Below are 24,089 nucleotides of genomic sequence, written 5' to 3'. Positions count from 1 at the left end.
CAAGGACGACCTTCGTACAAACCGAAAGGCCGGCCGGACGCTCAGCATCCGGCCGGCCTTTCGGTTTGTAGATACTAGTAGATGGCCGGGAAACGCTGGGGCTCGGCCTCGTGCATAAGCTCATACACGGCGTCGAATACATCCTCGGCGTTGGGCTTGGAGAAATAGTCGCCGTCGGAGCCGTAGGGCGGGCGGTGAGCCTGGGCCGCCAGGCAGCGGGGCTGGGAGTCGAGGAAGCGGTAGGCTTGCTGCTCGTCCAGCACGTGCTGCATCATGTAGGCCGTACCGCCGCCGGGCACGTCTTCGTCGGCAAACAGTACCCGGTTCGTTTTCTGCAGGCTGTCGGCAATGACGTGGTCGATGTCGAAGGGCAGCAGTGTTTGCACGTCGATGATTTCCACCGAAATACCCACCTCAGCCAGCTGCTTGGCTGCGTCCTGCACAATGCGGCACATCGAGCCGTAGGTCACGATGGTAATGTCAGTGCCTTGCTGCAATACTTCGGGCACGCCCAAGGGCACCGTGAACTCGCCCACGTTCTGGGGAATCCGCTCCTTGAGGCGGTAGCCGTTCAGGCACTCAATGACTAGTGCCGGCTCGTCGGAGCGCAGCAGGGTGTTATAGAAACCTGCTGCCTGGGTCATGTCGCGCGGTACCAGCACGTGCATACCCCGAATACTGCTCAGAATCATGCCGATGGGAGAACCGGAGTGCCACACGCCCTCGAGCCGGTGGCCGCGGGTGCGCACAATCAGTGGGGCTTTCTGCCCGCCCTTGGTGCGGTACTGCAGGCAGGCCACGTCGTCGCTCAGAATCTGAATGGCGTATAGCAGATAATCCAGGTACTGAATTTCGGTAATGGGCCGCAGGCCGCGTAAAGCCGCGCCAATGCCCTGCCCCACGATGGTGCACTCCCTGATGCCGGTGTCAGTCACGCGCAGCTCCCCGAACTTGTCCTGCAAGCCGGCAAAAGCCTGATTCACGTCCCCGATTTTACCCACGTCCTCCCCGATGGCGAAAATGGTCGGGTCGCGGCGGAAGTTGGCCTCGAAGCAAGCCTGCAGCACTTCCCGGGCGTCTACCTGGGGCGCGTCGTGGGCAAACTTGGCGGGCACGACTTCAATGTTCAAGGCCGCCTGCTCGCTCTGGCTGTAGAGGTAGGAGTTGTAGCGGTCGGCGTTTTCAGCCAGGGCCTGCTCCAGGTGGTTCTGCAGGCTGCGGCGGGCACCGCTGCGAGTGTCGCGCACCAGGCGCAAAGCCCGCTTGATGGTGCGCACGATGTCGGCGCGAATAGGCGTCGGGTTATGGCGCAGCTGCTCCACCATCTCGTGAAGGCGGTTTTCCTCCCCGGTTTCGGCCACCAGCTTCTCGAGCAACGCTACGGCTTCGTCGCGTTCCTGCTTGATGGGGTTGAAAAAGGAATCCCAGGCGGCCACGCGGGCCTTTTTGACCACGTCTTTGGCCTCCGACTCAATCTGGTCGAGCTCTTCGGCCGTGGCATGGCCTTCGCTGAGCATCCACTCGCGCATTTTGCGCAGGCAGTCATGCTCTTCCTCCCAGGAGAGGCGCTCCTTGCTCTTGTAGCGCTCGTGCGAGCCGGAAGTGGAGTGGCCCTGGGGCTGGGTTACTTCCGTCACGTGAATCAGCACGGGCACATGCTCGCGGCGGCACACCTCGGCGGCCCGCAGGTAGGTATCGACCAGGGCCGGATAGTCCCAGCCTTTGACCACGAAAATTTCGAAGCCTTGCTCCCCGGGCGCGTTGCGCTGGAAGCCGGCCAGAATCTCGCTGATGCTCTGCTTAGTGGTCTGGTACTCGGCGGGCACCGAAATGCCGTAGTGGTCGTCCCACACTGAAATCAGCATCGGAATCTGGAGCACACCGGCGGCGTTGATGGCCTCGAAGAACATGCCTTCCGAGGTGCTGGCGTTGCCGATGGTGCCGAAGGCTACCTCGTTGCCGTTGACCGAAAACTGCGTCAAATCGTGCAGCTCGGGGTTTTGGCGGTACAGCTTGGAGGCGTAAGCCAAACCCACGAGGCGGGGCATCTGGCCGGCAGTGGGCGAAATATCGGCCGAGGAGTTTTTGAGCTCCGCCAGGTTTTTGAAGTTACCGTCTTCGTCGAGCAGGCGGGTGGCGAAGTGACCGTTCATGGCGCGGCCGGCGGTGGCGGGCTCGGCCTCCACGTCGGGGGTGGCGTAGAGCTGGGCAAAGTACTCCTGCAGGCTCAGCTCGCCGGCGGCCAGCATAAAAGTCTGGTCACGGTAGTAGCCGGAGCGGAAGTCGCCGGGCTGAAAGGCGCGGGCCATGGCCAGCTGGGGCAGCTCTTTGCCGTCGCCGAAGATGCCGAATTTGGCTTTGCCCATGAATACCTCCTTCCTACCGGCCAGGGAGGCCTGCCGGCTTTCCCAGCCCAGCCGGTAGTCGCGGAGCAATTCTTCTTTGCTTAGGGCGGCAGCGGCCGCTACGAGTGGTTCAGCAGTGGGCATATCGAAAGGAAGTAGGCGGGAATTTGAGGGCAAAAAATCGGGGTGGGAACGGATGCCAGCCGGAGCGGGCGCACAAAAGTACGGATTTGGGCGTGAGCTTTCACGAAGCGGCTTTCTGGCAGGCCTACGAATCAGGCGCGTTTTTGTCTATCTTTGGGTTATAGCCGTCCCGGTGGCGGCGCGTTTTGACCTGGACTATATCTTACCCTTCCGCTTTATGAAAAACTTCGCCTCCTTATTTCTGGCCCTGGTGCTGGGTGTTGCTAGCTTCGGGGCCCGCGCCCAGGGCGTGATGACGTTCGAGAAAGAAGCCCACGACTTCGGTAACGTGGCCGAGGGCACCATGGCCACCCACGAGTTCAAGTTCAAGAATACCGGCAACCAGCCCATTATCATTGCCAACGTGCAGGCCAGCTGCGGCTGCACCACCCCCGACTGGACCAAGACGCCGGTACTGCCCGGCAAGAGCGGCATTATCAAGGCTATGTACAGCAGCGCCGGCCGGCCCGGTATCTTCAACAAAACCGTGACCGTGACCAGCAATGCCGCCACGCCCAGCACGGTGCTCAGCATCAAGGGCAACGTGCTGAACAAAGACCAGGTGAAGGCCACCCTGACGCCGGCCCAGCTGGCCCAGTCGCCCCGCCTGGTGCTGGACCGCGCCGCCCACGACTTCGGCAAGATTGAAGCCGGGCAACAGCCGGTGGCCAAGTTTACGGTGAAGAACACCGGCAAGCAGGATTTGCAGCTCGGCACCCTGACTTCGTCGTGCAACTGCGTGGGCTACAAGGCCACGCCGGCTCCCATTAAGCCCGGCCAAAGTGCCTCGGTGGAGCTGATTTACGCCCAGCGCACCGTGGGCAGCATGAGCGACGTGGTAACCATCGGCTCGAACGACCTGCACGGCGACACCAAGCTCACGCTCAAAGCCAACGTGGTGCGCGACCTGAACGCGGCCAGCATGGTGAAGGAAAGCGGCGTGGCCGTTCCGTTCAAGTAACCCGCACTGTGCTCCTGAGCTGAGTTAAAGACCCTCCTGCTCTAGGAACTGTAGTTTAAAAAGCCCTTTGCTGCTCCGGTGACAAAGGGCTTTTTCGCACTGAGGCAACCCGCTCACTTAAAGCAAGAAGCTCTTTCGCGCCGTGCAGAATGACAAGCAGGTAATAACTCCCTCGTTAGGCTTAATGCAACCGAAAGGAACCTTCCTTGTCAATAGCCGCATTTTACACCCACGAAGCCGGCTTCTTTTGTATCTTTGCGGCCGTTTTCAGACAGTATTTCTCCCACCACCCACTCTTTAGCTCCTGCCATGATCATCGGCGTACCGAAAGAAATCAAAAACAACGAAAACCGTGTCGGCCTCACCCCAGCTGGCGTTGCCGAATTCCGCAAGCACGGCCACGACGTGTATGTGCAGGCTACGGCCGGCGAAGGCAGCGGTTTTCAGGACGCTGAGTACGAGCTGGCTGGCGCCACCATCCTGCCCACCATTGCGGCCGTCTACGAGAAGGCCGAGATGATTGTGAAGGTAAAAGAGCCGATCAAAGAGGAGTACAACCTGATTAAGGAAGGCCAGCTGCTGTTCACCTACTTCCACTTTGCCTCGGGCGAGGAGCTGACCCACGCCATGATTGAGCGCAAAGCCGTGTGCCTGGCCTACGAAACCGTAGAGCTGCCCTCGCGCGCCCTGCCCTTGCTCATCCCGATGAGCGAAGTAGCCGGCCGCATGGCGCCCCAGGAAGGTGCCAAGTATCTGGAGAAGCCCCTGAAAGGCCGCGGCATTCTGCTCGGCGGCGTACCCGGCGTAAAGCCTGCTCACGTGCTGGTGCTCGGTGGTGGTATCGTAGGAACGCAGGCTGCTAAAGTAGCCGCCGGCCTCGGTGCCCAGGTGACCATCATGGACATCAGCCTGAACCGTCTGCGGGAGCTCGACGATTTCATGCCCAAGAACGTGGTAACGCAGTACTCGAACGAGTATAACATCCGCGAAGCCATCAAAACGGCTGACCTCGTGGTAGGTGCCGTGCTGATTCCCGGTGCCAAGGCTCCCCACCTGATTACTCGCGAAATGCTCAAGACCATGCGCCCCGGCACGGTGCTCGTGGACGTGGCCGTGGACCAGGGTGGCTGCATCGAGACCTGCGTGCCTACAACCCACGAAAACCCGACCTTCATCATCGACGACATCGTGCACTACTGCGTGGCCAACATGCCCGGCGCGGTGCCCTACACCTCGACCCTGGCTCTGACCAACGCTACGCTGCCCTACGCCGTGAAGCTGGCCAACCTGGGCTGGCAGGAAGCTTGCCGCCGCGACGCCTCGCTGCGCCTGGGCCTGAACGTGGTACACGGTGAAGTAGTGTACCCCGGTGTAGCCGAAGCCTGGAATCTGCCGCTGGTAAGCGTGGATACCGTGCTGGAAGGTGCCACTGCCTAAGCTCATTTGTAATTGAAAAAAGCCTTCCTGACGAACTCGTCGGGAAGGCTTTTTTGTAAAGTACTCCATGAAAGGAATTTTGTATACCGGCGGCGAGCTGACCGACCTCGTGAGCTTTGCCCGCCTCCCCTCTTACCTGCAGGCTTTTCTGCGCGAGCAGAACGGCGTGGTGGCTTACTTCGGCGGGCTCCACATCCGGGGCTGTGTGCAGGAGCCGGCCTGGCACGCGCTGCACACGGCCTGGCAAAGTGAAACGGCTTTCTGGCGCACCTACGACACGGTGCAGGAAACCGATATTCCCTTCGCCCAGGACTGCGTCGGCAACCAGTTTCTCTTGCGCGGCGACGCGGTGCTGTTTCTGGACACCGAAACCGGAGAAATTGCCGATCTGGAAGTCGACTTCAAGCACTTCCTGTTCGGCATTGAGAAATTTCCGCTCGATGCCCTGGGCATGGAGCCCTTGCGGGGATTCCAGCAGCGGGGCGGCAAGCTGGAGCCGGGCCAATTGCTGAGCCTGTACCCACCCGTGTGCATTGCTTCGGCTGAGAATAAGTCGCGCCTGAAGCCCCAGCCCGTGGGCGAACGGCTGGCCTGGCTGGCCGATTTTTACCGCCAGATTAAAGACCTGCCCAGCGGGCAGCGCATTCACCTCAAGCCGAGCCAGGACTAACCCGTTGACTGCCCGCATGATTTCCCCGCTGTTGCGTTTGATGCTGCGCCGTCTGCTGCTGCTCATGGGCGCCTACGTGTTTTTACGCCTGGGTTTCTATTGGGCCAACCGGGCGGCTTTTCAGGAGGCCGGTACCGAGCAGGTTTTGTGGGCGTTCTGGCACGGCTTCCGGTTTGATATTTCGGCCATTCTGCTGCTGAACATTCCCTTTCTGCTGCTGTCGTTGGTTCCTGGCTTTGGCCGGAGCTGGCAACGGGCGCTGCGCGGCGTGTACCTGGTGCTGAACGCGTTGGGGCTGGCCGTAAATCTGATTGACACGATTTACTTTAAGTTTATTGGCCGACGCACCAGCAACGAGTTGTTTACCATTACCGGCGACATTCAGCGGCAAGCGGGGCAGCTGGTGGGCCACTACTGGTTTCTGCTGATTCCCTTTTGCGTGCTATTTGGGCTGCTCTGGTACTTCTACCCCCTGCCCACAGCCCGGGATGCCGAGTATTACGCCCGGGAGCCGCGCACCATTCGCCGCTTTGGCCGCGTGGCGCTGGAGGTAGTAGCGCTGGCGGCCTTTACCGTACTAGGCATCCGGGGCGGCCTGCAGCTCAAGCCCTTGCGCACCGGCCACGCCTTCATGCAGACCACGCCCCCGATTCTGGGCCATGTCACGCTGAACAGCACCTTTACTTTCCAGAAAAGCTTCGGCTATGAGCCCGTGGAGCGGCGCAAGTACTTTGCTACGCCGGCCGCTTTGCAGCAGGCCCTGGCTGTGCACAAGCCCCTGCCCCGCCCCGGTGCCCCACGCGACAATGTGGTGATTCTGCTTATCGAAAGCTTTGCCTCGGAGTACAACGGCATCGAAAACGGCGGTAAGGGCTATACCCCGTTTTTCGACTCGCTGGCCACCCAGGGCCTGTTTTTCCGGGACCATTACGCCAACGGCCGCCGCTCCATCGAGTCGTTGCCGGCCGTACTGGCGGGCTTGCCAGGTTTGATGGACAGTCCGTTTATCACCTCCAACTTCCAGACCGACGAGCTGCACGGTCTGGGCGAACTGTTGGGCCGCCACGGCTACTCGACCTCCGTGTTTCACGGGGCCGAAAACGGCACGATGGGCTTCAACACCTTCAGCGGCATTGCCGGCATGCAGCGCTACTACGGGCTGAACGAGTACCCCGGCGGCGCTAAAAGTTCCGACTACGACGGGCACTGGGGCATCTTCGATGAGCCCTACCTGCAATACTTTGCCCGGGAGCTGGGAAAGCAAAAGGAGCCGTTTCTGTCCACGGTGTTTACCCTGACTTCCCACGAGCCCTTCCCGGTGCCGGCCAAGTACAAGGGCAAATTCGCGCCCGGCGAGCTGCCGATTCACGCCTCTATCGGCTACACCGATTTTGCCCTGCGTCAGTTTTTCAAGGAAGCCAGCAAGCAGCCCTGGTTTAACCGCACGCTCTTTATCCTGCTGGCCGACCACACCTCCCAAACCCTGCGCCCGGAGTACCAGAACGTGCTGGGCTCGTTCAAAACGCCGCTGCTGCTCTACCGCCCGGGAGGCCCCCTGCCCGCCGCCGACGTGCACCGCATCACCCAGCAGGCCGACGTGACGCCCACCGTCATTGACTATCTGGGCATTGCGGCCGACCAGCAGCTGCTGCCGTTCGGCTACTCGGTGTTTGACAACCGCACCAGCGGCCGGGCCATTTTCCTGCGCGACAATTCTCACTTTCTGGTGCACCGCGACTACGTGACCGAGCTGACGGCGACCAACCAAGTGCGGCTCTACCCCTACCAGACTCACAGCATGCCCGCCGAACCCATCAGGAACCCGGACCCGCAGAAGCTCAAGCAGTACGGCGATGAGCTCAAAGCCTGCCTGCAGCTCTTCACCAACGGCCTGCTCGACAACTCCCTGTATAAGCCCTGATTACCAGGCCAGCCGCGCCTGACATTCGGGACAGAGCTGCTCCCGCGTGCGGTCAATGGTGGCAGCCCGGCCGCGGGCGTCCTGCATAAAACAAGTAGCCGTACCCGACTGGCAGTGGGGCAAGCTCAGCAAGTGTCCCACTTCGTGCAAACTAACTTTGCGCAGCCGGTCGATCCGGCCCCCGAGCCGAAAAGAGGATACGATGCAGGCCTGGCCCCCGGCGTAATTGGCCAAGCCCATTACGCCCCAGTGCGGCCGGCGTTTGCCGTCTTCTATTTCCACGTCTTTGGTCGTCAGGGCCAGGATTTTGCCGTTAGTGCTGTCGGGTAGCAGGGGCAGGAGCTGCTCCAGCACCGCGGCGGCCCGGTGGCGGTGGCGCACCGGACAGATGGTGGCGGCCGTATGGTGCTGGGTCGGCAGCAGGTGCACCCGGCGGCCGTAAAACTGCTGCACCGCTTCCCGCACCATGCTTACCTGACCGGCGGGCAGCTTGCCAAATGAGGTCAGGTAAATCGCCTCCGGGCGCGAGCGGCAGCTAACTGATAGGCTCAGCAACAAGGCTATACCCAGCCCGGTACGGAGTTGGCTCGTGCCCAGTCTCATGGGGCGTCGGGGTGAGCTAGGGCCAGCAGTTCCAGGGCCTCGGCATAGGTCGGGATAAACGACAGGGCCTGGTTGGTACGGTTCAGGGAGTGCACCCGCCAGCAGAAGTGCTGCACGCCATTGGTCACGAGCAGCAGCGGGGCGCCGATGGTCTGGTTGTAAGTACCAATCTGCATGGCTACCGCGCTAGTTAAGGGCACCGAAGAGGCCTTGCACTCCACCAGCAGCAGGGGCTTGCCGCTGGCGTCGAAGGCGCAGAGGTCGGTGCGTTTCTGGCGCTTATTGTAGGCGTGGCCCCGCTCCAGGCTAAGCAGGCTTTTGGGATACCCCAGGTGGTCAATCAGATAGTGCACCACGTGCTGGCGCACCCATTCTTCGGGCGTCAGCACCACTTGTTTGCGGCGCAGCATATCCCAGATTAGCAAATTTTCGCCGGATTGGGTAACTTTGTACTCGAAAGGCGGCAGATTCAGTTCTTGCATCACCTACAAAGGTACGGCCCGGAGCCTCTGCTACAGCTTTTCATCCGGGTACCGTCGTACAGTTGTTCGACGGTTTTTTTGTACCCGGAAGGTGAGGTGGTGAAATAGCGAAATTGTGAGTTTCCTATTCCATCCACGCATTCCAAACGACAACTCACCCTCTCTCCCACTTTACTATTTCACCGTATGAAAACCAAAGCCGACATTGTCGAGAACTGGCTGCCCCGCTACACTGGCGTGCCCCTGAACGAGTTTGGCCAGTACATCCTGCTGACCAACTTCATTAACTACGTCACCATGTTCGCCGAGCAGTTCGGCGTCGAAATCCGGGGTATCGACAAACCCATGCAAACGGCTACGGCCAACAACATTACCATCATCAACTTCGGCATGGGCTCCCCCATGGCCGCTACGGTGATGGATTTGCTGGGTGCCATCAAGCCCAAGGCGGCGCTGTTTCTGGGCAAATGCGGCGGTTTGAAAAACAAGACCAAGCTCGGTGACCTCATCCTGCCCATCGCCGCTATTCGCGGGGAAGGTACTTCGGATGACTACCTGCCGGCCGAGATTCCGGCCCTACCCTCCTTCCGCCTGCAGCGGGCCGTGAGCAGCATGATCAAGAAGCACGAGAAGGACTACTGGACCGGTACGGTGTACACCACCAACCGCCGCGTGTGGGAGCACGACGAGAATTTCAAGGACTACCTGCGCCAGATCCGGGCCATGGCCGTGGACATGGAAACGGCCACCATCTTCACCGTGGGCTTTGTCAACGAAATTCCCCACGGCGCCCTGCTGCTGGTGAGCGACAACCCAATGACGCCTGAGGGCGTGAAAACTTCGGAAAGTGACAAAAAGGTAACCTCCGACTACGTAACCTCCCACCTGCAAATCGGCATTGACTCGCTGATTGAGCTGCAGAATTCGGGCGAATCGGTAAAGCACATGCGCTTTGAGTAGTAGAAATACTCTATTTTCTATCTTGGCCTAAGGCCATAGAAATCCCTGGTACCGTAGGCGCGGTGCCGGGGATTTTTTGTAATCTGCGGCTTCAAATCCGCTCCTTACCCCTGCCCCCCACACAAACTCATCCCGATTATGAACTTATTTTCTACCCCTTATCTGGAAATAACCTACGACTCGGACCGGCAGGTGCTCGTGGCAAAGTGGCTGCGCGGGGTGATGCCCTTCGAGCTGCACCGCGGTTACCACGCTCTGCTGGATGCGGCCGAAGAGCAGCAGTGCCGGTTCTGGCTGCTGGATGTGCGCCGCCGCGCCGGCATCGACTCGGCCGACATTCTCTGGACCCTGAATGAGTTTTTGCCCCTGGTGCACCCGCGCCTGAAGCGCACTACCTACCTGGCCTTTCTGATGCTGCCCCACCACCTGGCCGGCGACCTGTCGGATGGCCGCGTTCCTGACGCAACCTACTATGACAACCGGCCCTACCGCAACGAGCGGTTTACGGAGACTGAGCCGGCCCTGGAGTGGCTGCAGCAGTGCCAGCTCATGGAAACCGTGCCCCGTTAAACCGGCCGCGGGAAGAGACGCCTAGTGCGTACCTTCGCCGCATGACCTCACTTCTTCGCTCCCTTTCCCTGCTGCCCCTGCTGGCCGTTGCGGCCTGCTCCTCTTCTTCCCGGCAGCCCGCCGACCTGCTGGTCTACAATGCCACGGTCTATACCGTAGATTCTACTTTCTCGCAGGCCCAGGCCTTCGCCGTGCTGGATGGAAAGTTTGTGGCCGTCGGCACGGCCGATGCGCTGCGCCAGCAATACCAGGCCAAGCAGGAAGTAGATGCCCAGGGCCAGTTCGTATACCCGGGCTTCTACGACGCTCACTGCCACTTCTACCGCTACGCCCTGGGGTTGCGCGACGCCGACTTGGTGGGGACGACCTCCTGGGACGCCGTGCTACAGAAGCTGCAGCAGCACCGGCAGCAGTACCCACAGGCCGCCTGGCTCACGGGCCGCGGCTGGGACCAGAACGACTGGGCCGACAAGCAGTTTCCCACCAAAGCAGAGCTGGATAAGCGCTTTCCTGACGTGCCGGTATTCATTATTCGGGTGGATGGGCACGCCGCGCTGGTCAATCAGAAAGCCCTAGACCTGGCCGGGGTAACGACAAGCACGCCCATCAGCGGCGGTACTATTACGCGGGACGCGCAAGGTAAGCTGACGGGTCTGCTGGTAGACAACGCCGTGGATTTGGTGTCGGTGAAGATACCCGAACCTACGCCTGCCGAAGCCAATGCCCTGCTGCTGCAAGCCCAGCAGCTGTGCCTGGCCGTGGGCCTGACCAGCCTCGCCGACGCGGGCCTCGACAAGGCCAACATCGACCAGATGGAAGCCCTGCAAAAGCAGAACAAGCTTAAGCTGCGCCTCTACGCCATGCTCAACCCCACGGCGGCCAACAAGGAGTTCTACTTCAAGAACGGCCCCGTATTCCAGGACCGGCTCACGGTAACTTCCTTTAAGGTGTATGCCGACGGGGCCCTGGGTTCCCGCGGGGCCTGCCTCGTGGAGCCCTACCACGACAAGCCCAAGGAAACCGGCTTTCTGCTCTCTACCGAGAAAGAATATCGGCAGCTGGCTAAGGACATTGCCGCCAGCAAGTTCCAGATGAACACCCACGCCATCGGCGATTCGGCCAACCGGATTATTCTCAACATTTACGGGGAAGCCTTGAAAGGCCAGAAAGACCGGCGCTGGCGCATTGAGCACGCCCAGGTTATTACCCCGGCCGACATGCCCAAGTTCGGGCAGTTCGGCATTGTGCCCTCGGTGCAGCCCACGCACGCTACCTCGGATATGTACTGGGCGGGCGAACGGCTAGGCCAGGAACGCCTGAAAACGGCCTACGCCTACGAGGAGTTGCGCAAGCAGTACGGACAGGTGGCCATTGGCTCCGACTTTCCGGTGGAGGATATTAACCCGCTGTTTGGCTTTCACTCGGCCGTGGCCCGGCAGGATGCCAAGAACTACCCCAGCGGCGGCTTCCAGATGGAAAACGCCCTGAGTCGACCCGACGCCCTGCGCGGCATGACCACCTGGGCCGCCCACGCCGCCTTCGAGGACCGGCAGAAAGGCAGCATCAAGCCCGGCATGGCCGCCGACTTCGTGGTGCTGAACAAGGACCTGCTCCAGGCTCCCGCCGCCGAGCTGCGCGGCGCCCAGGTGCAGCAAACCTGGATTGGAGGCGAGCAAGTCTACAAGCGCAAGTAGCCGTGGTGCCGGTTCACTTCACCGGCTGGGAGGATGGTTTTCAGTTCGTGGCCTTTACCAGGCTCCTGATGACGGCAGGCTACGGGCTAAAGGAAGCCAAGGAAGCCGCCGACCAGCTCTACGCCGGGGCGTCTTTACGAGTCGAAGTGTCTTCCATTACGGCGGCTACCGAGCTGCTTTGGCAGGCCCAGCGGCTAGGTGCTACTGGCTATTTAGCCTGAACTTACACCATACGAAAAGCCCTTTCCCGTCGCAACGAGAAAGGGCTTTTTGCTAAAATGGCGGGCTCTCCGCGCATTCAACCACATTCGTGCCTTAGCTTTTCACGTTGGGAGCTACTACTGGGCCTTCGTCGGCGGAGCCGCCGTAGATGGCGGGCACGGGGATGTCGAGCAGGCGCAGGTACACGCTGAGTTGACCGCGGTGGTGAATCAGGTGGTTCAGGACCAGGGTGCGAGCTACGGCAGCGCGGGGCAGCTGCATAAAGACCTGCTCGCCCCGGCGCATGGTCCATATTTCGTGGAAAGTGGCGTCGTCCACGTCGCCCAGGGCCTTGTGCAGGTTTTCGGCATTGAGGTCGAAGCGGCGCAGCATTTCGTCGGTATCTGCGGGCGAGGGCAACGGCGTGATGGTAGCCAGGTCGGTTTCCGGGCCTTGCAGCGACATTTGCAGAAAGCCGACCAGAGTAGCCATGTGCGACGCCAGCGTACCCAGTTTCATCGACTTGGGGTGGGGCTGCCAGCCAAACTGCTCGGTGGGCACCCGCTCCAGGAGCCGGCGGGTAAGCATCAGTTCACGCTTGAGCTCTTCGCTCAGAGCAGTTTGTAGGGACGGTTGGGTGGAGGTAGTCGACGACATAAAAGTGTGGGATAGGTGAGCCTTTAAACCGGCACGAAGTAAGCGGAATCCGGGCAAATGGCTTTTGCCGGGCTGCCCTACTCACGAAAAAGCCCCACCAACTGGCGGGGCTTAGTACTTAAAATCACGTCCGGCTACTTCACCGAGGCGGGCATGTCTACGTTAGGCGTAGCCGGGGGCGGACCCACGGCAGCGGCCGAGCCGGCCGGCTCGTCGCGGAGCTTGCGGCCGCGCAGGGTCAGCAGAAACACGAGGCCCAGCACGAAGAACACGATGAGGGACAGAATGCTGTTGCGCATGGAGCCCGTAATCTGGGCAATGATGCCGAAGACGGCCGTGCCGATAACGATGCTGAGCTTCTCGGTCACGTCGAAGAAGCTGAAGAAGGCGGCTGTGTTGGGGGTGTTTTCGGGGATAATCTTAGAATAAGTACTGCGCGAGAGGCTCTGGATGGCACCCATGGTGAGGCCGATAACCGAGGCCAGGGCGTAGAAGCTCCAGCCGGCCTGCACGTAGTAACCGGCCACGCAGATCAGCATCCAGATAAACACCGACCAGCTCAGGGCCCGGGTGTTGCCGATTCGCTCCGAGAGTTTGGCGAAGAGGTAAGCACCCAGAATACCCACTAATTGCAGCAAGAGAATAGTCAGAATCAGGGCCGAGCTTTCGAGCTTGAGTTCTTCGTCGCCGAAGATGGTGGCCACGTACATCACCGTCTGCACGCCCATGTTATAAGTGAAATAAGCCAGCAGGAAGCGCTTCAGGTTGGGTAAGTGCTTGAGTTGGTCCCACACCTTGCCCAGCTCCCGAAAGCCGTTGAGCAGCCAGCCCGAATCATCGGCGGCGCCGGCGGGGCGCCCCGGGTCGGCGGGCAGGGTGAAGAAGGGAATCTGGGCGAACCCAGCCCACCAGATACCGGTCAGCAGGAAGGCCAGGCGGGTGGCAAAGCCTTCTTCCAGCCCCAGCTTGTCGTGGCCCATAATCAAACCCAGGCAGATAACAAGCAGCAATACCGAGCCGATGTAACCCATGGAAAAGCCGCGGGCCGAGAGCGAATCGTACTTCTCCTCGGAGGCAATCAGGGGCAGGTAGGAGTTGTAGAACACGATGGAGCCCGAGAAGCCAATGGTGGCTGAGATGAAGACGAAGGTGCTGGCCGTAAACGTGTCGGGGGTGAAGAAGAACAAGGCCGTGCAGGAAGCCGCGCCCAGGTAGCAGAAGATCTGCATAAACAGCTTCTTGCGGCCTGAGAAGTCGGCCAAGGACGTCAGAAACGGGCTAATGAGGGCAATAAGCAGGAAGGCGGCCGATATGGCGTAGGTCAGCAGTGACGAGCCCGGCACCTGGAAACCCAGGAAGTCGACGGGGCTTTTGCCGCTGTCGGTACCGGTCACCTGCTTAACCATCGCGCCCCAGTAAATGGGAAAGATGGAGCTGGTAATCACCAGCGGGTACACCGAGTTGGCCCAGTCGTAGAAGGTCCAGCCGCGGGTGATGCGCTTGTCGTCCTTGGGAATATCCGAAAAAGAAGCATCGGGCGCGGCGGCCGGAGCGGTAGAGGCGGTGGTCATGAGGGCTGAAAGGTTGGCAGTGTGGTGCTGGGCAAGATAACGGGAATTCCGGGTTGCCGTTGCCGAGCTTGCTTCTTTAACGCTGCGGTAACAAGGGGAAGTTGGCCCGCACCATGCCGGCATACTCGGCTGAGTCGAGGGCGGCTTGGTCTCGAATGGCTCTTGCTTGTAGGATACGGCGTACCAATGCCTGCGCAGTTCCGCACTTGGCTATCTCCCGGGCTAAGTCCGTAGCTGACATGGTGGTAATGTCTTTATCGGCCATCAAATCGTGACTTTCCATGTGCGCCAAGTGGGTTCGGCGGCGCTCTAGCGTATGCTTGCGGTTCAGACCGCAGATAGTAATAGTGGCCCGGCCCCGTGCGGTTTTGCCAACGGCCACGGCTCGCCGGAACCTGATGTGGTCTGCCGGATTATCAAGTACTGGATGGAGTAGCAAGGGTTGCTCCTGCCCTAGGTCGTCGTGGTGGCAATAAGCCCGGCCGGCCGGATGATTCGCCAACGGGAAATAGTTGCGCTTGTGGCCGCCGTTACAGCGCTTACAGGTAAAGAGCAGATTGGTCCACTGATAGGCCAGCCAGTAGTATCCCGGCTTTTCGAGCTTGGTGGTTGGGCTTTGCTTAAAGCCGTTCTTCGGCCGGTAGTGCTCTACGTCCCCGTAGCCGATGTGCAGCAGCTTACCTTCGCAATAGCAGCACTTCTCTTTCTGGTCAGCAATGAGCCGGGCCTTGATGGCAGGTATATTGTAGAGCGTGGCCGGCACATGCAGCAACTGGTTGCGCGGTGCCCGGCAGGCAGCGGGGGCCGCGTCGTAACCGGCTTCCAGCGCATGGAGGGCTGCCGTTACGTCGGCGGTTTGTAGCGCGGCGGGTACCCGGCGAGTTTTCTTTACCCGAATCATTACTCGGCGGCCGGCTTAGGAAGGTTTGTGCCGAGGCGCTCGGCTATCTGGCGGAGTAGCTCGGCCTCTTCTTTTTCGGCCCCGGTGCTACCCATAGGTTGGCCTTCCAATTCGAGCGTTAGTGCGTCGAGTTCCTGCCGCTCTTTGGCCGTCAGCTTGGCCTTGTTGAGCAGCTTCGCCTGGCGCTCCAGCTTCTTCTCGGTTTCGAGGGAGCGGGCCGTTTCCAGATTGAAGAAGCTGCTAGTCAGAATTTGGTCGATACGCCAGCCGCGCACGTCCTCGGGGTTCTGGTATACGATTGTCTGGTCGCCTTCGCGCTTGAGCAGTACCACGTTGGCATTGGCGTCGCCGGCGGCCTGCACTACTAAGGGGCTGTGGGCGGTGGCAATAAACTGGGTGTTCTTGAAGATGCCGCTGAGGAAGCCAATGAGCTTGCGCTGCCAACTTGGGTGCAGGTGCAGGTCGATTTCATCAATGAGCACGATGGCCGGCTCTTCCAGAGGATTCGGGCTATCGGGGTAGCGGATGAAGAGCTTGCTGGCGAAGTCGGTAAGCCACACGACCAGGGTTTGGTATCCCAGGCTCATGTCACGCAGCCGCACCCAAGTATCGAACAAGAGGAATTGCAAACTGATCTGGGGCTTCTGAGGCGTGCCAGTCGAAGCTATGCGCAACTCTGTGACGCCCGGCAAGACCGTCTTTAGCATCTCTTCAACTAAAGACCGGGCTCTGTTCAACTGCTCGGCATTATCACCGGCTAGCTTACTGCCGTAATCGATGTTTAGAAACCACTCTTCGGGATTGAGCAGGTCGGCACGGTCATCGAAAAGGCTGGCACAGGTATCTAATTCATCAGGAACTTCTCCTATTGTTGAATTTCCTACTGTACGGCCAGCGCCATACCCATAACATATTAAGCCCAAATCACTCTTATCGACTAATGAGAATGTATTATAATCCGGTGTATCTCTCCCGTACGAGGTATGTATGTTAGCCATAAAATGGCTAGTCTTGGAATCATAAGGCTTTCCTGAAAAATCAGAAAGAAATTTACCCTTGCATGCCACATACATAAGATAACTTGTTTCTGCTCTATAATTACTATTACCGCTAAAACGAGAGACAGTCCAATTATGCCCCCAACTACTAGAATATGCAGGTAGGAAATAGAAGTTATTGTCAGTTTTGAGAGGCCCTTTCTTTAATGCTTCTTTACTCGGTATCAATGCCGCTAAAGCTTTGAGTAATGTTGTTTTACCAACTGCATTATCTCCAAGTATAATAGTCCATTGTGCCGGCTCCCCATCGCCTATTTGATCTTCAGATGTTTCTTGGTATTTCTCCCCGCCTTTGGTGAAATATATCGTCTGCTTCTCTCCGAAGCTGCGTACGTTTTCCAGGCTGAGGGAGAGGAAGTAGGCGGGCGGCGGGGTGGCGGGTTGCTTGGACATAGCACGAAAGGTAAGGATGCCGGGCGCGGGAAGTGGCCCGGCCCCAAAAATAACGGGCCTGCCGGATTTGGCAGGCCCGCAGAGTGCTAAACCAAACGGAGCCGTCCGTTTGCGCAAATCGTCCCGTCGATTTTAAAAATGGACAGGACGATTTTAAAAATCGACGGGACCTTTTTGAAAAAGGTCCCGTCGATTTCTGGGTTACTTCGCGCCGTTGAGCTTATCTACTTCCGAGCGGCGTAGCTGGGCGCCTTGCATAGCTAGGTCGAAGAGCCGGCCTGGGTTGAAGCTTACGTTTACATCGGTAATAAGGCTGGCATCGAAGGTCTTCACCGACTCGGCTCCTTCGCCGCGTAGCGTCACCCGAAAAGAGCCAAACTCGCCCATGCGCACGATACGGCCACTAGTAAGTTCGCGCGGAACGGTTTGGAACAAGGCTTCTAACACGGCCATTACGTCGACCGTACTCACCGTGGAAATGTCGCTGATACGCTCCGCTAAGTCGCGGACGGTGGTTTCGCCCGTGCTTTTGGCACTAGCATAAAACTTCTTGGCTTCGTTGGGCTTGGCGGGGTTGCCGCGCTCAGCCAGAGAATATTCGATAGGCATAGGTAAAAGGGTTAAAGATGAGCTAGTAATATAGCGGGAGCTATTTATATAATATTCAACACATAGCCCCTTTGATTAAGATATTTTCAATCAGTAGTTACATATCCTCCAACTCTTCGCCATTATCATAACAATTCACAAAATCACCTGCCATCCTGAGCACAGCAAAGGACCTTCCTCCTCCTCGTGACAAGTTCTCTTCAACGAAATAAAGCCCTGTACCACAAGTGTAGTGAAGGGCTTTGTCACATCGGTATAAGACGCAGTGGGTTAAGTGAGGAAGGTCCTTCGCTGTGCTCAGGATGACAAGCGGGGGAGGATGACAGAGATGGGGAGTTGGTGGCTAGCAGCTGCTGGTACTGCTCGGGGTGTCTACATCCACGGCGGCGGCGGCGAAGGGCACGGCGGCGACCAGCTTGGGGTGGCGGCGCAGCAGCTGGGCGGCCCCGGCGGCATCGGGCAGGGTGCGCAGCAGGGGCAGCGCCGCTCCTGCGAAGAGCACCGGCACGCCCCGCACTCCGGCGTACTCCGTTGCCACGATGGGCTGGCCGGAAGTAGCCTGTGCTTGGCGCAACTGGGCCAGCAGCTCGGGCGTGACGTGGGGCTGGTCGCAGAGCAAAACAGTAACGACTGTGAGCGGACGAGCAGTTTCCAGGGCCGCCAGGCCGGTTTTAAGCGAGGCGCCCATACCCCGCTCCCACTCCGCGCACTGCACCACCCGCACCGGCAGGCCGGCTAATTCGGGCAGCAGCTCGGCGTGCAAGGCCCCGGTTACGACGAGCACCGACCCGCCCTGGGCGGCCGTCACGGCGGTTTGGGCGGCGCGGCGCAGCAGGGTCTGGCCCTGGTAGTGCAGCAGTTGCTTGGGCTGCCCCAGGCGGGTGGAAGCTCCGGCGGCCAGCAGAATCAGGGCGTTATCAGAGGTCACAGGCGGCCGTGGTGCGCCCCTCGGCCACCAGCGGGCCGTTGGCTTGCAGGGGCGGGTGAATCGGGTGGGGCGAGTCGCGCAAGAAGCCCGCGGGCCGCCCGGCCAGCACCGCCTGAATCTCGGCCACAATGGAAAGGGCAATTTCCTCGGGCGTCTCGGCCCCAGGTTCAGGCCAATGGGGCTGTAGAGCCGGCCGGCGAGCTGCTCGGCAGCGTTGGGCACGTCTTGTCTGAGGTCTTCCAGCAGCCGGTCGTATTTCTTGCGCGGCCCCAGCAGGCCGATGTAGGGCGCGGGACCAGCCAGCAGGTGGCGCAGCACGGCCAGGTCGTAGTAATAGTTGTGGGTCATCAGCAGGGCGAAACTCCGGTCGTAGGGCTCCTGTTCTACCTGAGCCAGGGGCAGCACCCGCACGGTTTCGGCCTCGGGAAAGCGCAGGGCCTGGGCTTGGTTGGGTCGCCCATCCACGACCTGCACCCGCCAGCCCAGGCCGGTCGCCAGGCGCACCACCGGCTGCACGTCGTTGCCGGCCCCGTACACCGTCAGGCGCACCGGGGCCGCAGTATCTCCAGACTCACCCGCACCGTGGCAGCCCCGAGCGGAAAGTGCCGCGTGGCCGGCTGACCAGCCGCCAACGCCGCCCGGGCTTCGGTCAGAATGGTTGAATACAGCTCGAAGCTTTCCCGCAGACTGCCTTCCACCTCTCCCTGCGAAGTCAGCAACAGCCGCTCCCCGACCTGGGCATTGGCGGCGGTACCGCTCAGGCTAAACACGGTAGCCACCACGGCGGGAGCCTCCACGCCCGCAGCCCAGCGGCGCAGCAGCTCCAGTGGGTTGTCGGGGTTCTGGAAGTCGAGGGGCTCGAGCAAGATCTGCACGATGCCCTGGCAACCCAGCGCTGCCCCGAACTGCAGGTCGTCTTCGGGGTCGGTCGAGTCGTAGGTAACCACCGTGGGGCGGCCCTGCAATATCGTTTGGCGGGCCCGGCGGCGGGCATCTCCCTCCAGGCAGCCCCGCTAATGGCCCCAGTTAATTGCCCGTCTTCGGTGACGAGCATACGGGCCCCGGGCCGGCGGTAGGCCGAGCCGGCCACATCCACCACCGAGGCCAGGGCGCAGGCCCGGCCAGCAGCACGGTGCTCGTCGTAGGCGAGGATAAGACGTTGTAATTCGTTCATAAGAGGTAAAAGCGTACTGACTAGCTAGTACGGGCAAAAGCTGCACAGGGTACGCTAAAGCTGCCTTGAGGCAGAGTTAGAAGCTAGGTTGAAGAGCTAGGAAAGCTAGAGGGTAGAGTTAGAAAAGCTAGTTCCCCTCCTCAGATGAGGAGGGGCTAGGGTGGTTGACCGGAGCGTTGAACGGCTACTATAACTAGTTCTAAAAAGTCGTTCACCTGTTTCAACCTCCCCTAACCCCTCCTCATCTGAGGAGGGGAACTAACTCTTTCGCTCTATTAATTAGGTTTCTAGGTTCCTAGCTTTGGCAAGAACACCCTTACACAGCCAGACTGTTCATCACCTTATCCGGGGTAATCGGCAGGCTGCGGATGCGCTTGCCGGTGGCGTGGAATACGGCGTTGGCTACAGCGGCGGCCACGCCCACCATCGAGATTTCGCCGATGCCCTTCACGCCCATGGCGTTGATGTAGGGGTCGTGCTCCTCGATGAACTCCACGGTCATGTTGGGAATGTCGGCATTGACGGGAATGTGGTACTCGCCCAGGCTGGCGTTGGTGTAGCGGGCTAGGTTGGGGTCCCGGAAGGTTTCCTCCATCAGGGCCGCGCCGATGCCGAAGATGCTGCCGCCGATAATCTGGCTGCGGGCCGTCTTGGCGTTTAGAATGCGGCCGGCCGCGTGCACACTCACCCAGCGCGTGACGCGCACGGTGCCCACTTCCGGGTCGACGCGCACCTCGCAGAAGTGGGTGCCGAAGGAGTGCATGGAGTGGCCGCCCTTGTCGTCTTCGTGGCCCGAGCTGGCGGGCCCGGGGCCATGCCGGTTTCGTAGCCAGCCCCGTACTTGCCGTTGCCCATACCCTCAATGTCGGCCATTTCGGCGCGCTTCATCAGGGTCATGAAGTCCTCCCCTTTCGTTTTGTCGGCTTTGAGCTGCATCCGGCCCTTTTCCACTACCACATCGGCGGGCTTGGCCCGGAACAGCGGCGACTTTTTATCCGTCACGGCCTGCTTGATAAGCTTTTGCCATACGTCCTGGGCCGCCATGTAGATAGACGACGACACCGTGCCGGCCGCCACCGAGCCGCCCGAGTTGGGCGCCGTGGGCAGGCGGGTGTCGCCCAGCTCAAAGCGGACTTTGTCGGGCGCTATGCCCAGGGAGTCGGCCGCTACCTGGGTCATGACGGTGTAGGTGCCCGTGCCCAGGTCAGTAGCGCCGGTTTGGACCAGGGCATGGCCGTCGGCGTAGAGGCGCACTCGGGCCGTGCCCTGGTTGTTGTGCACCGGGTAGCTGGCCGTGGCCATGCCGTAGCCAATCAGGTATTTCCCGTTGCGGGTAGCCCCGTTGCGGGGGTTGCGCTTGCTCCAGCCGAAGAGCTCCGCGCCGCGGGCGTAGCACTGCTTCAGGCTCTTGCTGCTCCAGGGCTTGCCGTTGGTGGGGTCCTTGTCGGCGTAGTTCAAGAGCCGGATCTGCAGCGGGTCGATGCCAAGCTGGTAGGCCAAGTCGTCCATCGAGCACTCTATGGCGAAGGAACCAGGAGCCTCACCGGGGGCCCGGGTAAAGGTGGAGGTCATCACGTTGGCCCGCCCCAGCTGGTAGGTCGACTCGAACGTGGGACAGTTATAGAGCAGATTGATAATGCGGCTGTTGGGCTCGGCGTAGTTGTCCCAGGGCGAAGTCGTGGAGGTCTTCTCGTGAATCAGGGCCGTGAGCTTACCTTCCTTGGTCGCGCCCAGCTTGAGGGTCTGGTGTTGGTCTTCGCGGTGCCCCATACCGGTAAACATCTGCGGGCGGGTCAAGGACAAGCACACGGGCCGGCCCAAGGCTTTGGCTGCCTGCACCGTCAAGATGGTATGGGGCCAGGTCGAGCCTTTGCAGCCGAAGCCGCCGCCCAGATACCGGGTTACCACCCGCACCTGCTCGGTGGGCAAACCCAGCATGGTGCTCAGGGCCTTCTGCGTGCGCGTCACCCCCTGCGTCGACTCGTAGACCGTCAGCCGCTCAGGGCCGTCCCACACGGCCGTAGTGGCGCCGGGCTCCATGGGGTTGTGGTGGTTGATGGCGTGTTCGTAGGTGGCCGTAAGCTGAATGGGGGCGGCGGCAAAGGCTTCCTGGGGGTTGCCGCGCCGGGTATGGCCGGGCGTTTTGCCGTCCTGCACCTTCTCCGGGTCGAATATCTTCGCCTGCGGGTCCAAAAACGAGGTAACGGGCTTTTCCACCGCGTACTGCACCTTCACCAGTGAAGCCGCGTGCAGGGCCCGCTCAATGGTGTCGGCCACTACCAGGGCTACCGGCTGACCAGCGTAGTGCACCTGGTCGGAGGTCAGGGGCAGAAAGCCCATGGGCGCGCCAATGGCCTTTTTATCGTCGGGGGTGTTGGGCGTTTTGGCCAGCTTGGGCAGGTTCAGGTGGGTCAAGATGGCAATGACGCCGGGCTCCCGGGCCGCCGCGCTGGTATCAATACTCTGAATCCGGCCCCGGGCAATTTCGCTGGTGCGCAGCACGCCGTAGGTCAGGCCCGGCAGCTTGTACTCGGCCGAGTACTTGGCCTGCCCGGTTACTTTGGCAAAGCCGTCGACCCGGTCGAGCGGCAGGCCCACGACGCCCGGCGTGGCGTTGGTTTCGAAGAAAGCTGGTTCGGTATCCATACTAGAAAATCCGTTGCTAAGAATGAGGTGGATAAAACGCCGGGCGGTTAGGCCATAAGCTCCTGCAGGGCCTGCACTACCGTTTTCTGGACCATTTCCACCTTGAAGCGGTTGTGCTCCCGGGGCTGGGCCCCGCGCACGGCCACGGCGGCAGCGGCCCGGAAGTTTTCCTCGGTAGCCGCCTTGCCCACCAGCATTTGCTCAGCTTCCTGGGCCCGCCAGGGTTTGGTACCCACCCCGCCCAGGGCAATGCGGGCCGAGCGAATTTGCCCGCCCTGCACATCGAGCCCTACCGCTGCCGAAACCAGGGCAAAGGCGTAGGAAGCCCGGTCGCGCACCTTCACGTAGCGCGACTTCCGGGCGTGGGCCGCGGCCGGCACCGTAATGGCCACAATCAGCTCGTCGGGCTCAATGACGGTTTCGCGCTGGGGCGTGGTGCCGGGCAGCAGGTGAAACTCCAGCAACGACACGCGACGCTGCTTGCCCTTGGCGTTTTCCAAGGTTACTACTGCGTCGAGGGCCACCAGGGCTACGGCCAGGTCGCCGGCGTTGGTAGCAATGCAGGCCTCACTGCCCCCCAGAATAGCCAGATTGCGGTTATCGCCGGTCTGGGCCGGGCAGCCCGAGCCGGGGTTGCGCTTGTTGCAGGGAAAAGCCGGGTCGCGAAAGTAGCCGCAGCGGGTGCGCTGCAGCAGGTTGCCCCGATGCTGGCCATGTTGCGCAGTTGGGGAGAGGCGCTCAACAGCAGGGCCTCGGAAATAACCGGGTACTGCTGCACGACCAGCGGGTTTTCGCCCACGTCGCTCATGCGCTCCATGGCCCCGATGCGCAGCCCGTCACTGGTTTCCTGAATGCCTTTGAAGGGTAGCATATTGATATCGACCAGCTGCGGGTGCTGCTCGATGTTGGCCTTCATCAAATCCAGCAGCGTAGTGCCGCCGGCAATAAAAGCAATGTCCTTTTTATCCTTGCGAAGACCGGTGGCCTCTTTGGCCGTGGCGGCCTGGGTGTAGCTGAAGTTGTTCATCCCTCTGGGTGGTGAAATGGTGAAATGGTGAGATGGTGAGTTAGATGCGCTGGTGGTGCGTTTGGCGCATTTCGCGCGGGTCAAACGACAACTCACTCATTCACTACCTCACTATCCCACCTAGGCTTTCCCGGCTACTTCGCGCACGGCGGCCACGATGTTGGGGTAAGCGCCGCAGCGGCAGAGGTTGCCGCTCATCCACTCCCGGGTCTGTTCGTCGGTCGTGGCGTGGCCTTCCTTGACGCAGGCTACGCCCGACATAATCTGGCCGGGGTGCAGTAGCCGCACTGGAAGCCGTCGTGCTTGAGGAAAGCGGCCTGCATGGGGTGCAGCTGCTCGCCCTGGGCCAGACCCTCAATGGTGGTAATTTCCTTGCCCTGGTTCATGATGGCCAGGGTAAGGCAGCTATTCACGCGGCGCCCATCCACGAGCACCGTGCAGGCCCCGCACTGGCCATGGTCACAGCCTTTCTTGGTGCCGGTCAGGTCCAGGTTTTCGCGCAGGGCGTCGAGCAGGCTCACCCGGGGCTCGGCTTGCAGGGTACGGGCCGTGCCGTTTACCTTCAGCGTGAGGCTGGTGACGCCCTCCACCGTTTTGGAAAACTTGGTGAGCCGCTCGGCCTGACTAATGAGGGGCGGCGCCAGGGCCAGGCCCAGAAAGCCGCCGGCCTGCTTGATAAAGGAGCGGCGGGTGCCGTCTTCGGGCGCGGGACCCTGCGGAGTAGCAGCTGAATCTGCCGTAATATCTTGACTCATGACAATACTAGGTTCGAATGACCAACGGGATAAAACACAGCAGCAGGCACACCGAAGCAAGGCTTCGACACAACAAGAAACGCCTTGCAGGCAAGGCTCCGGATCAGCAGTAAGTCTTCATCTAACCACCAACTGCACGGCAGGTTATGGGCAATGACCATATTTCGGCTGCGCTCCTACCTGCACAAAGTCAACCTGTAGCTTACGCCGGGGTATGGTTGAGGTTACGAGCAGAACGGTAAAAACCCGCTGCCGTTGGTGCACGGCTGTACCGCCGCAAACGGCTGAGCCACTAAGCGGGGAACCCGGGCAAGAGCTTCGAATACAAAGCAAAAGGGGGCGC

At 60.6% G+C, this 24,089-nt stretch carries 22 protein-coding genes and 2 pseudogenes; 8 read left to right on the top strand and 16 right to left on the bottom strand.

Translation table 11 applies throughout. The features are described 5' to 3' along the window. Positions 1–74 precede the first annotated feature (74 nt). A complete protein-coding gene (locus tag MUN79_RS16105; protein ID WP_244673694.1) occupies positions 75–2,489 on the bottom strand; it encodes an alpha-ketoacid dehydrogenase subunit alpha/beta in 2,415 nt (804 codons plus the stop codon). A gap of 217 nt (positions 2,490–2,706) precedes the next feature. On the opposite strand from MUN79_RS16105, the gene MUN79_RS16100 reads away from it, so the two are divergent. The 4 genes from MUN79_RS16100 to MUN79_RS16085 all read left to right on the top strand — a co-directional run bounded on the left by MUN79_RS16100 (position 2,707) and on the right by MUN79_RS16085 (position 7,517). Next, on the top strand, positions 2,707–3,489 hold the full coding sequence (locus MUN79_RS16100; RefSeq protein WP_244673693.1) for a DUF1573 domain-containing protein: 783 nt from the start codon (positions 2,707–2,709) through the stop codon (positions 3,487–3,489). Positions 3,490–3,798: 309 nt separating this feature from the next. After that, entirely contained in the window at positions 3,799–4,926 is a 1,128-nt protein-coding gene (gene ald, locus MUN79_RS16095; protein WP_244673692.1) for an alanine dehydrogenase, read from the top strand. A gap of 67 nt (positions 4,927–4,993) precedes the next feature. Then, a complete protein-coding gene (locus MUN79_RS16090; protein WP_244673691.1) occupies positions 4,994–5,596 on the top strand; it encodes an SMI1/KNR4 family protein in 603 nt (200 codons plus the stop codon). A 16-nt stretch (positions 5,597–5,612) separates the two neighbouring features. Then, positions 5,613–7,517 (top strand): LTA synthase family protein, encoded by a 1,905-nt coding sequence (locus tag MUN79_RS16085; RefSeq protein WP_244673690.1) that lies wholly within the window; start codon positions 5,613–5,615, stop codon positions 7,515–7,517. Here MUN79_RS16085 and MUN79_RS16080 read toward each other — a convergent pair whose 3' ends face one another. Continuing rightward, entirely contained in the window at positions 7,518–8,120 is a 603-nt protein-coding gene (locus MUN79_RS16080; protein ID WP_244673689.1) for a hypothetical protein, read from the bottom strand. Next, positions 8,117–8,602: a type I restriction enzyme HsdR N-terminal domain-containing protein gene (locus MUN79_RS16075; protein ID WP_244673688.1), complete on the bottom strand. Its 486-nt coding sequence runs from the start codon at positions 8,600–8,602 to the stop codon at positions 8,117–8,119. Before MUN79_RS16075 ends, MUN79_RS16080 begins: the two co-directional genes overlap by 4 nt. A 186-nt stretch (positions 8,603–8,788) precedes the next feature. Between MUN79_RS16075 and MUN79_RS16070 the strand changes: the two genes are divergently transcribed. From MUN79_RS16070 to MUN79_RS16055, 4 genes are all read left to right on the top strand, one after another. Beyond that, the gene (locus tag MUN79_RS16070; RefSeq protein ID WP_100335335.1) at positions 8,789–9,562 is read left to right on the top strand and encodes an AMP nucleosidase; all 774 of its coding nucleotides are present in this window, start codon (positions 8,789–8,791) and stop codon (positions 9,560–9,562) included. A gap of 138 nt (positions 9,563–9,700) precedes the next feature. Then, positions 9,701–10,132, top strand: a complete 432-nt coding sequence (locus MUN79_RS16065; RefSeq protein WP_244673687.1) for a hypothetical protein — start codon at positions 9,701–9,703, stop codon at positions 10,130–10,132. Between the two features lie 41 nt (positions 10,133–10,173). Next, positions 10,174–11,826 (top strand): amidohydrolase, encoded by a 1,653-nt coding sequence (locus MUN79_RS16060; RefSeq protein ID WP_244673686.1) that lies wholly within the window; start codon positions 10,174–10,176, stop codon positions 11,824–11,826. A 2-nt stretch (positions 11,827–11,828) separates the two neighbouring features. Beyond that, positions 11,829–12,047, top strand: a complete 219-nt coding sequence (locus tag MUN79_RS16055) for a hypothetical protein (RefSeq protein ID WP_244673685.1) — start codon at positions 11,829–11,831, stop codon at positions 12,045–12,047. 94 nt (positions 12,048–12,141) lie between these two features. Here MUN79_RS16055 and MUN79_RS16050 read toward each other — a convergent pair whose 3' ends face one another. From MUN79_RS16050 to MUN79_RS16000, 13 genes and pseudogenes are all read right to left on the bottom strand, one after another. Further along, the gene (locus tag MUN79_RS16050; protein WP_244673684.1) at positions 12,142–12,684 is read right to left on the bottom strand and encodes a DinB family protein; all 543 of its coding nucleotides are present in this window, start codon (positions 12,682–12,684) and stop codon (positions 12,142–12,144) included. A gap of 134 nt (positions 12,685–12,818) precedes the next feature. Continuing rightward, positions 12,819–14,255, bottom strand: coding sequence for an MFS transporter (locus tag MUN79_RS16045; protein ID WP_244673683.1), 1,437 nt, complete (start codon positions 14,253–14,255; stop codon positions 12,819–12,821). A 76-nt stretch (positions 14,256–14,331) separates the two neighbouring features. Continuing rightward, positions 14,332–15,156: an HNH endonuclease family protein gene (locus tag MUN79_RS16040; protein WP_244673682.1), complete on the bottom strand. Its 825-nt coding sequence runs from the start codon at positions 15,154–15,156 to the stop codon at positions 14,332–14,334. After that, positions 15,156–16,607, bottom strand: a complete 1,452-nt coding sequence (locus MUN79_RS32385) for an AAA family ATPase (RefSeq protein ID WP_511177044.1) — start codon at positions 16,605–16,607, stop codon at positions 15,156–15,158. The genes MUN79_RS16040 and MUN79_RS32385 overlap by 1 nt, the downstream gene beginning before the upstream one ends. A gap of 201 nt (positions 16,608–16,808) precedes the next feature. Beyond that, positions 16,809–17,216, bottom strand: coding sequence for an HU family DNA-binding protein (locus tag MUN79_RS16030; protein WP_244673680.1), 408 nt, complete (start codon positions 17,214–17,216; stop codon positions 16,809–16,811). Positions 17,217–17,559: 343 nt separating this feature from the next. Continuing rightward, the gene (locus tag MUN79_RS16025; RefSeq protein ID WP_244673679.1) at positions 17,560–18,693 is read right to left on the bottom strand and encodes an NTP transferase domain-containing protein; all 1,134 of its coding nucleotides are present in this window, start codon (positions 18,691–18,693) and stop codon (positions 17,560–17,562) included. Then, entirely contained in the window at positions 18,684–19,109 is a 426-nt protein-coding gene (locus tag MUN79_RS16020) for an XdhC family protein (RefSeq protein WP_244673678.1), read from the bottom strand. Before MUN79_RS16020 ends, MUN79_RS16025 begins: the two co-directional genes overlap by 10 nt. A 53-nt stretch (positions 19,110–19,162) precedes the next feature. Beyond that, positions 19,163–19,318: pseudogene (locus tag MUN79_RS31870) on the bottom strand (XdhC family protein); the annotation flags it as partial. Positions 19,319–19,634: 316 nt separating this feature from the next. Next, the gene (locus tag MUN79_RS30155) at positions 19,635–20,081 is read right to left on the bottom strand and encodes a molybdopterin cofactor-binding domain-containing protein (RefSeq protein ID WP_262922882.1); all 447 of its coding nucleotides are present in this window, start codon (positions 20,079–20,081) and stop codon (positions 19,635–19,637) included. Continuing rightward, a complete protein-coding gene (locus MUN79_RS16015; RefSeq protein WP_262922881.1) occupies positions 20,003–21,964 on the bottom strand; it encodes a xanthine dehydrogenase family protein molybdopterin-binding subunit in 1,962 nt (653 codons plus the stop codon). Before MUN79_RS16015 ends, MUN79_RS30155 begins: the two co-directional genes overlap by 79 nt. A gap of 47 nt (positions 21,965–22,011) precedes the next feature. After that, entirely contained in the window at positions 22,012–22,503 is a 492-nt protein-coding gene (locus MUN79_RS30150; protein ID WP_262923068.1) for an FAD binding domain-containing protein, read from the bottom strand. Next, entirely contained in the window at positions 22,494–22,991 is a 498-nt protein-coding gene (locus MUN79_RS16005; RefSeq protein ID WP_262922880.1) for an FAD binding domain-containing protein, read from the bottom strand. The genes MUN79_RS30150 and MUN79_RS16005 overlap by 10 nt, the downstream gene beginning before the upstream one ends. A 120-nt stretch (positions 22,992–23,111) precedes the next feature. Continuing rightward, a pseudogene (locus MUN79_RS16000) lies at positions 23,112–23,746 on the bottom strand ((2Fe-2S)-binding protein). Between the last annotated feature and the right edge of the window lie 343 nt (positions 23,747–24,089).

Source organism: Hymenobacter cellulosilyticus, assembly GCF_022919215.1.
GTDB lineage: Bacteria > Bacteroidota > Bacteroidia > Cytophagales > Hymenobacteraceae > Hymenobacter > Hymenobacter cellulosilyticus.
This window is presented reverse-complemented; position numbering and strand designations above follow the sequence as displayed.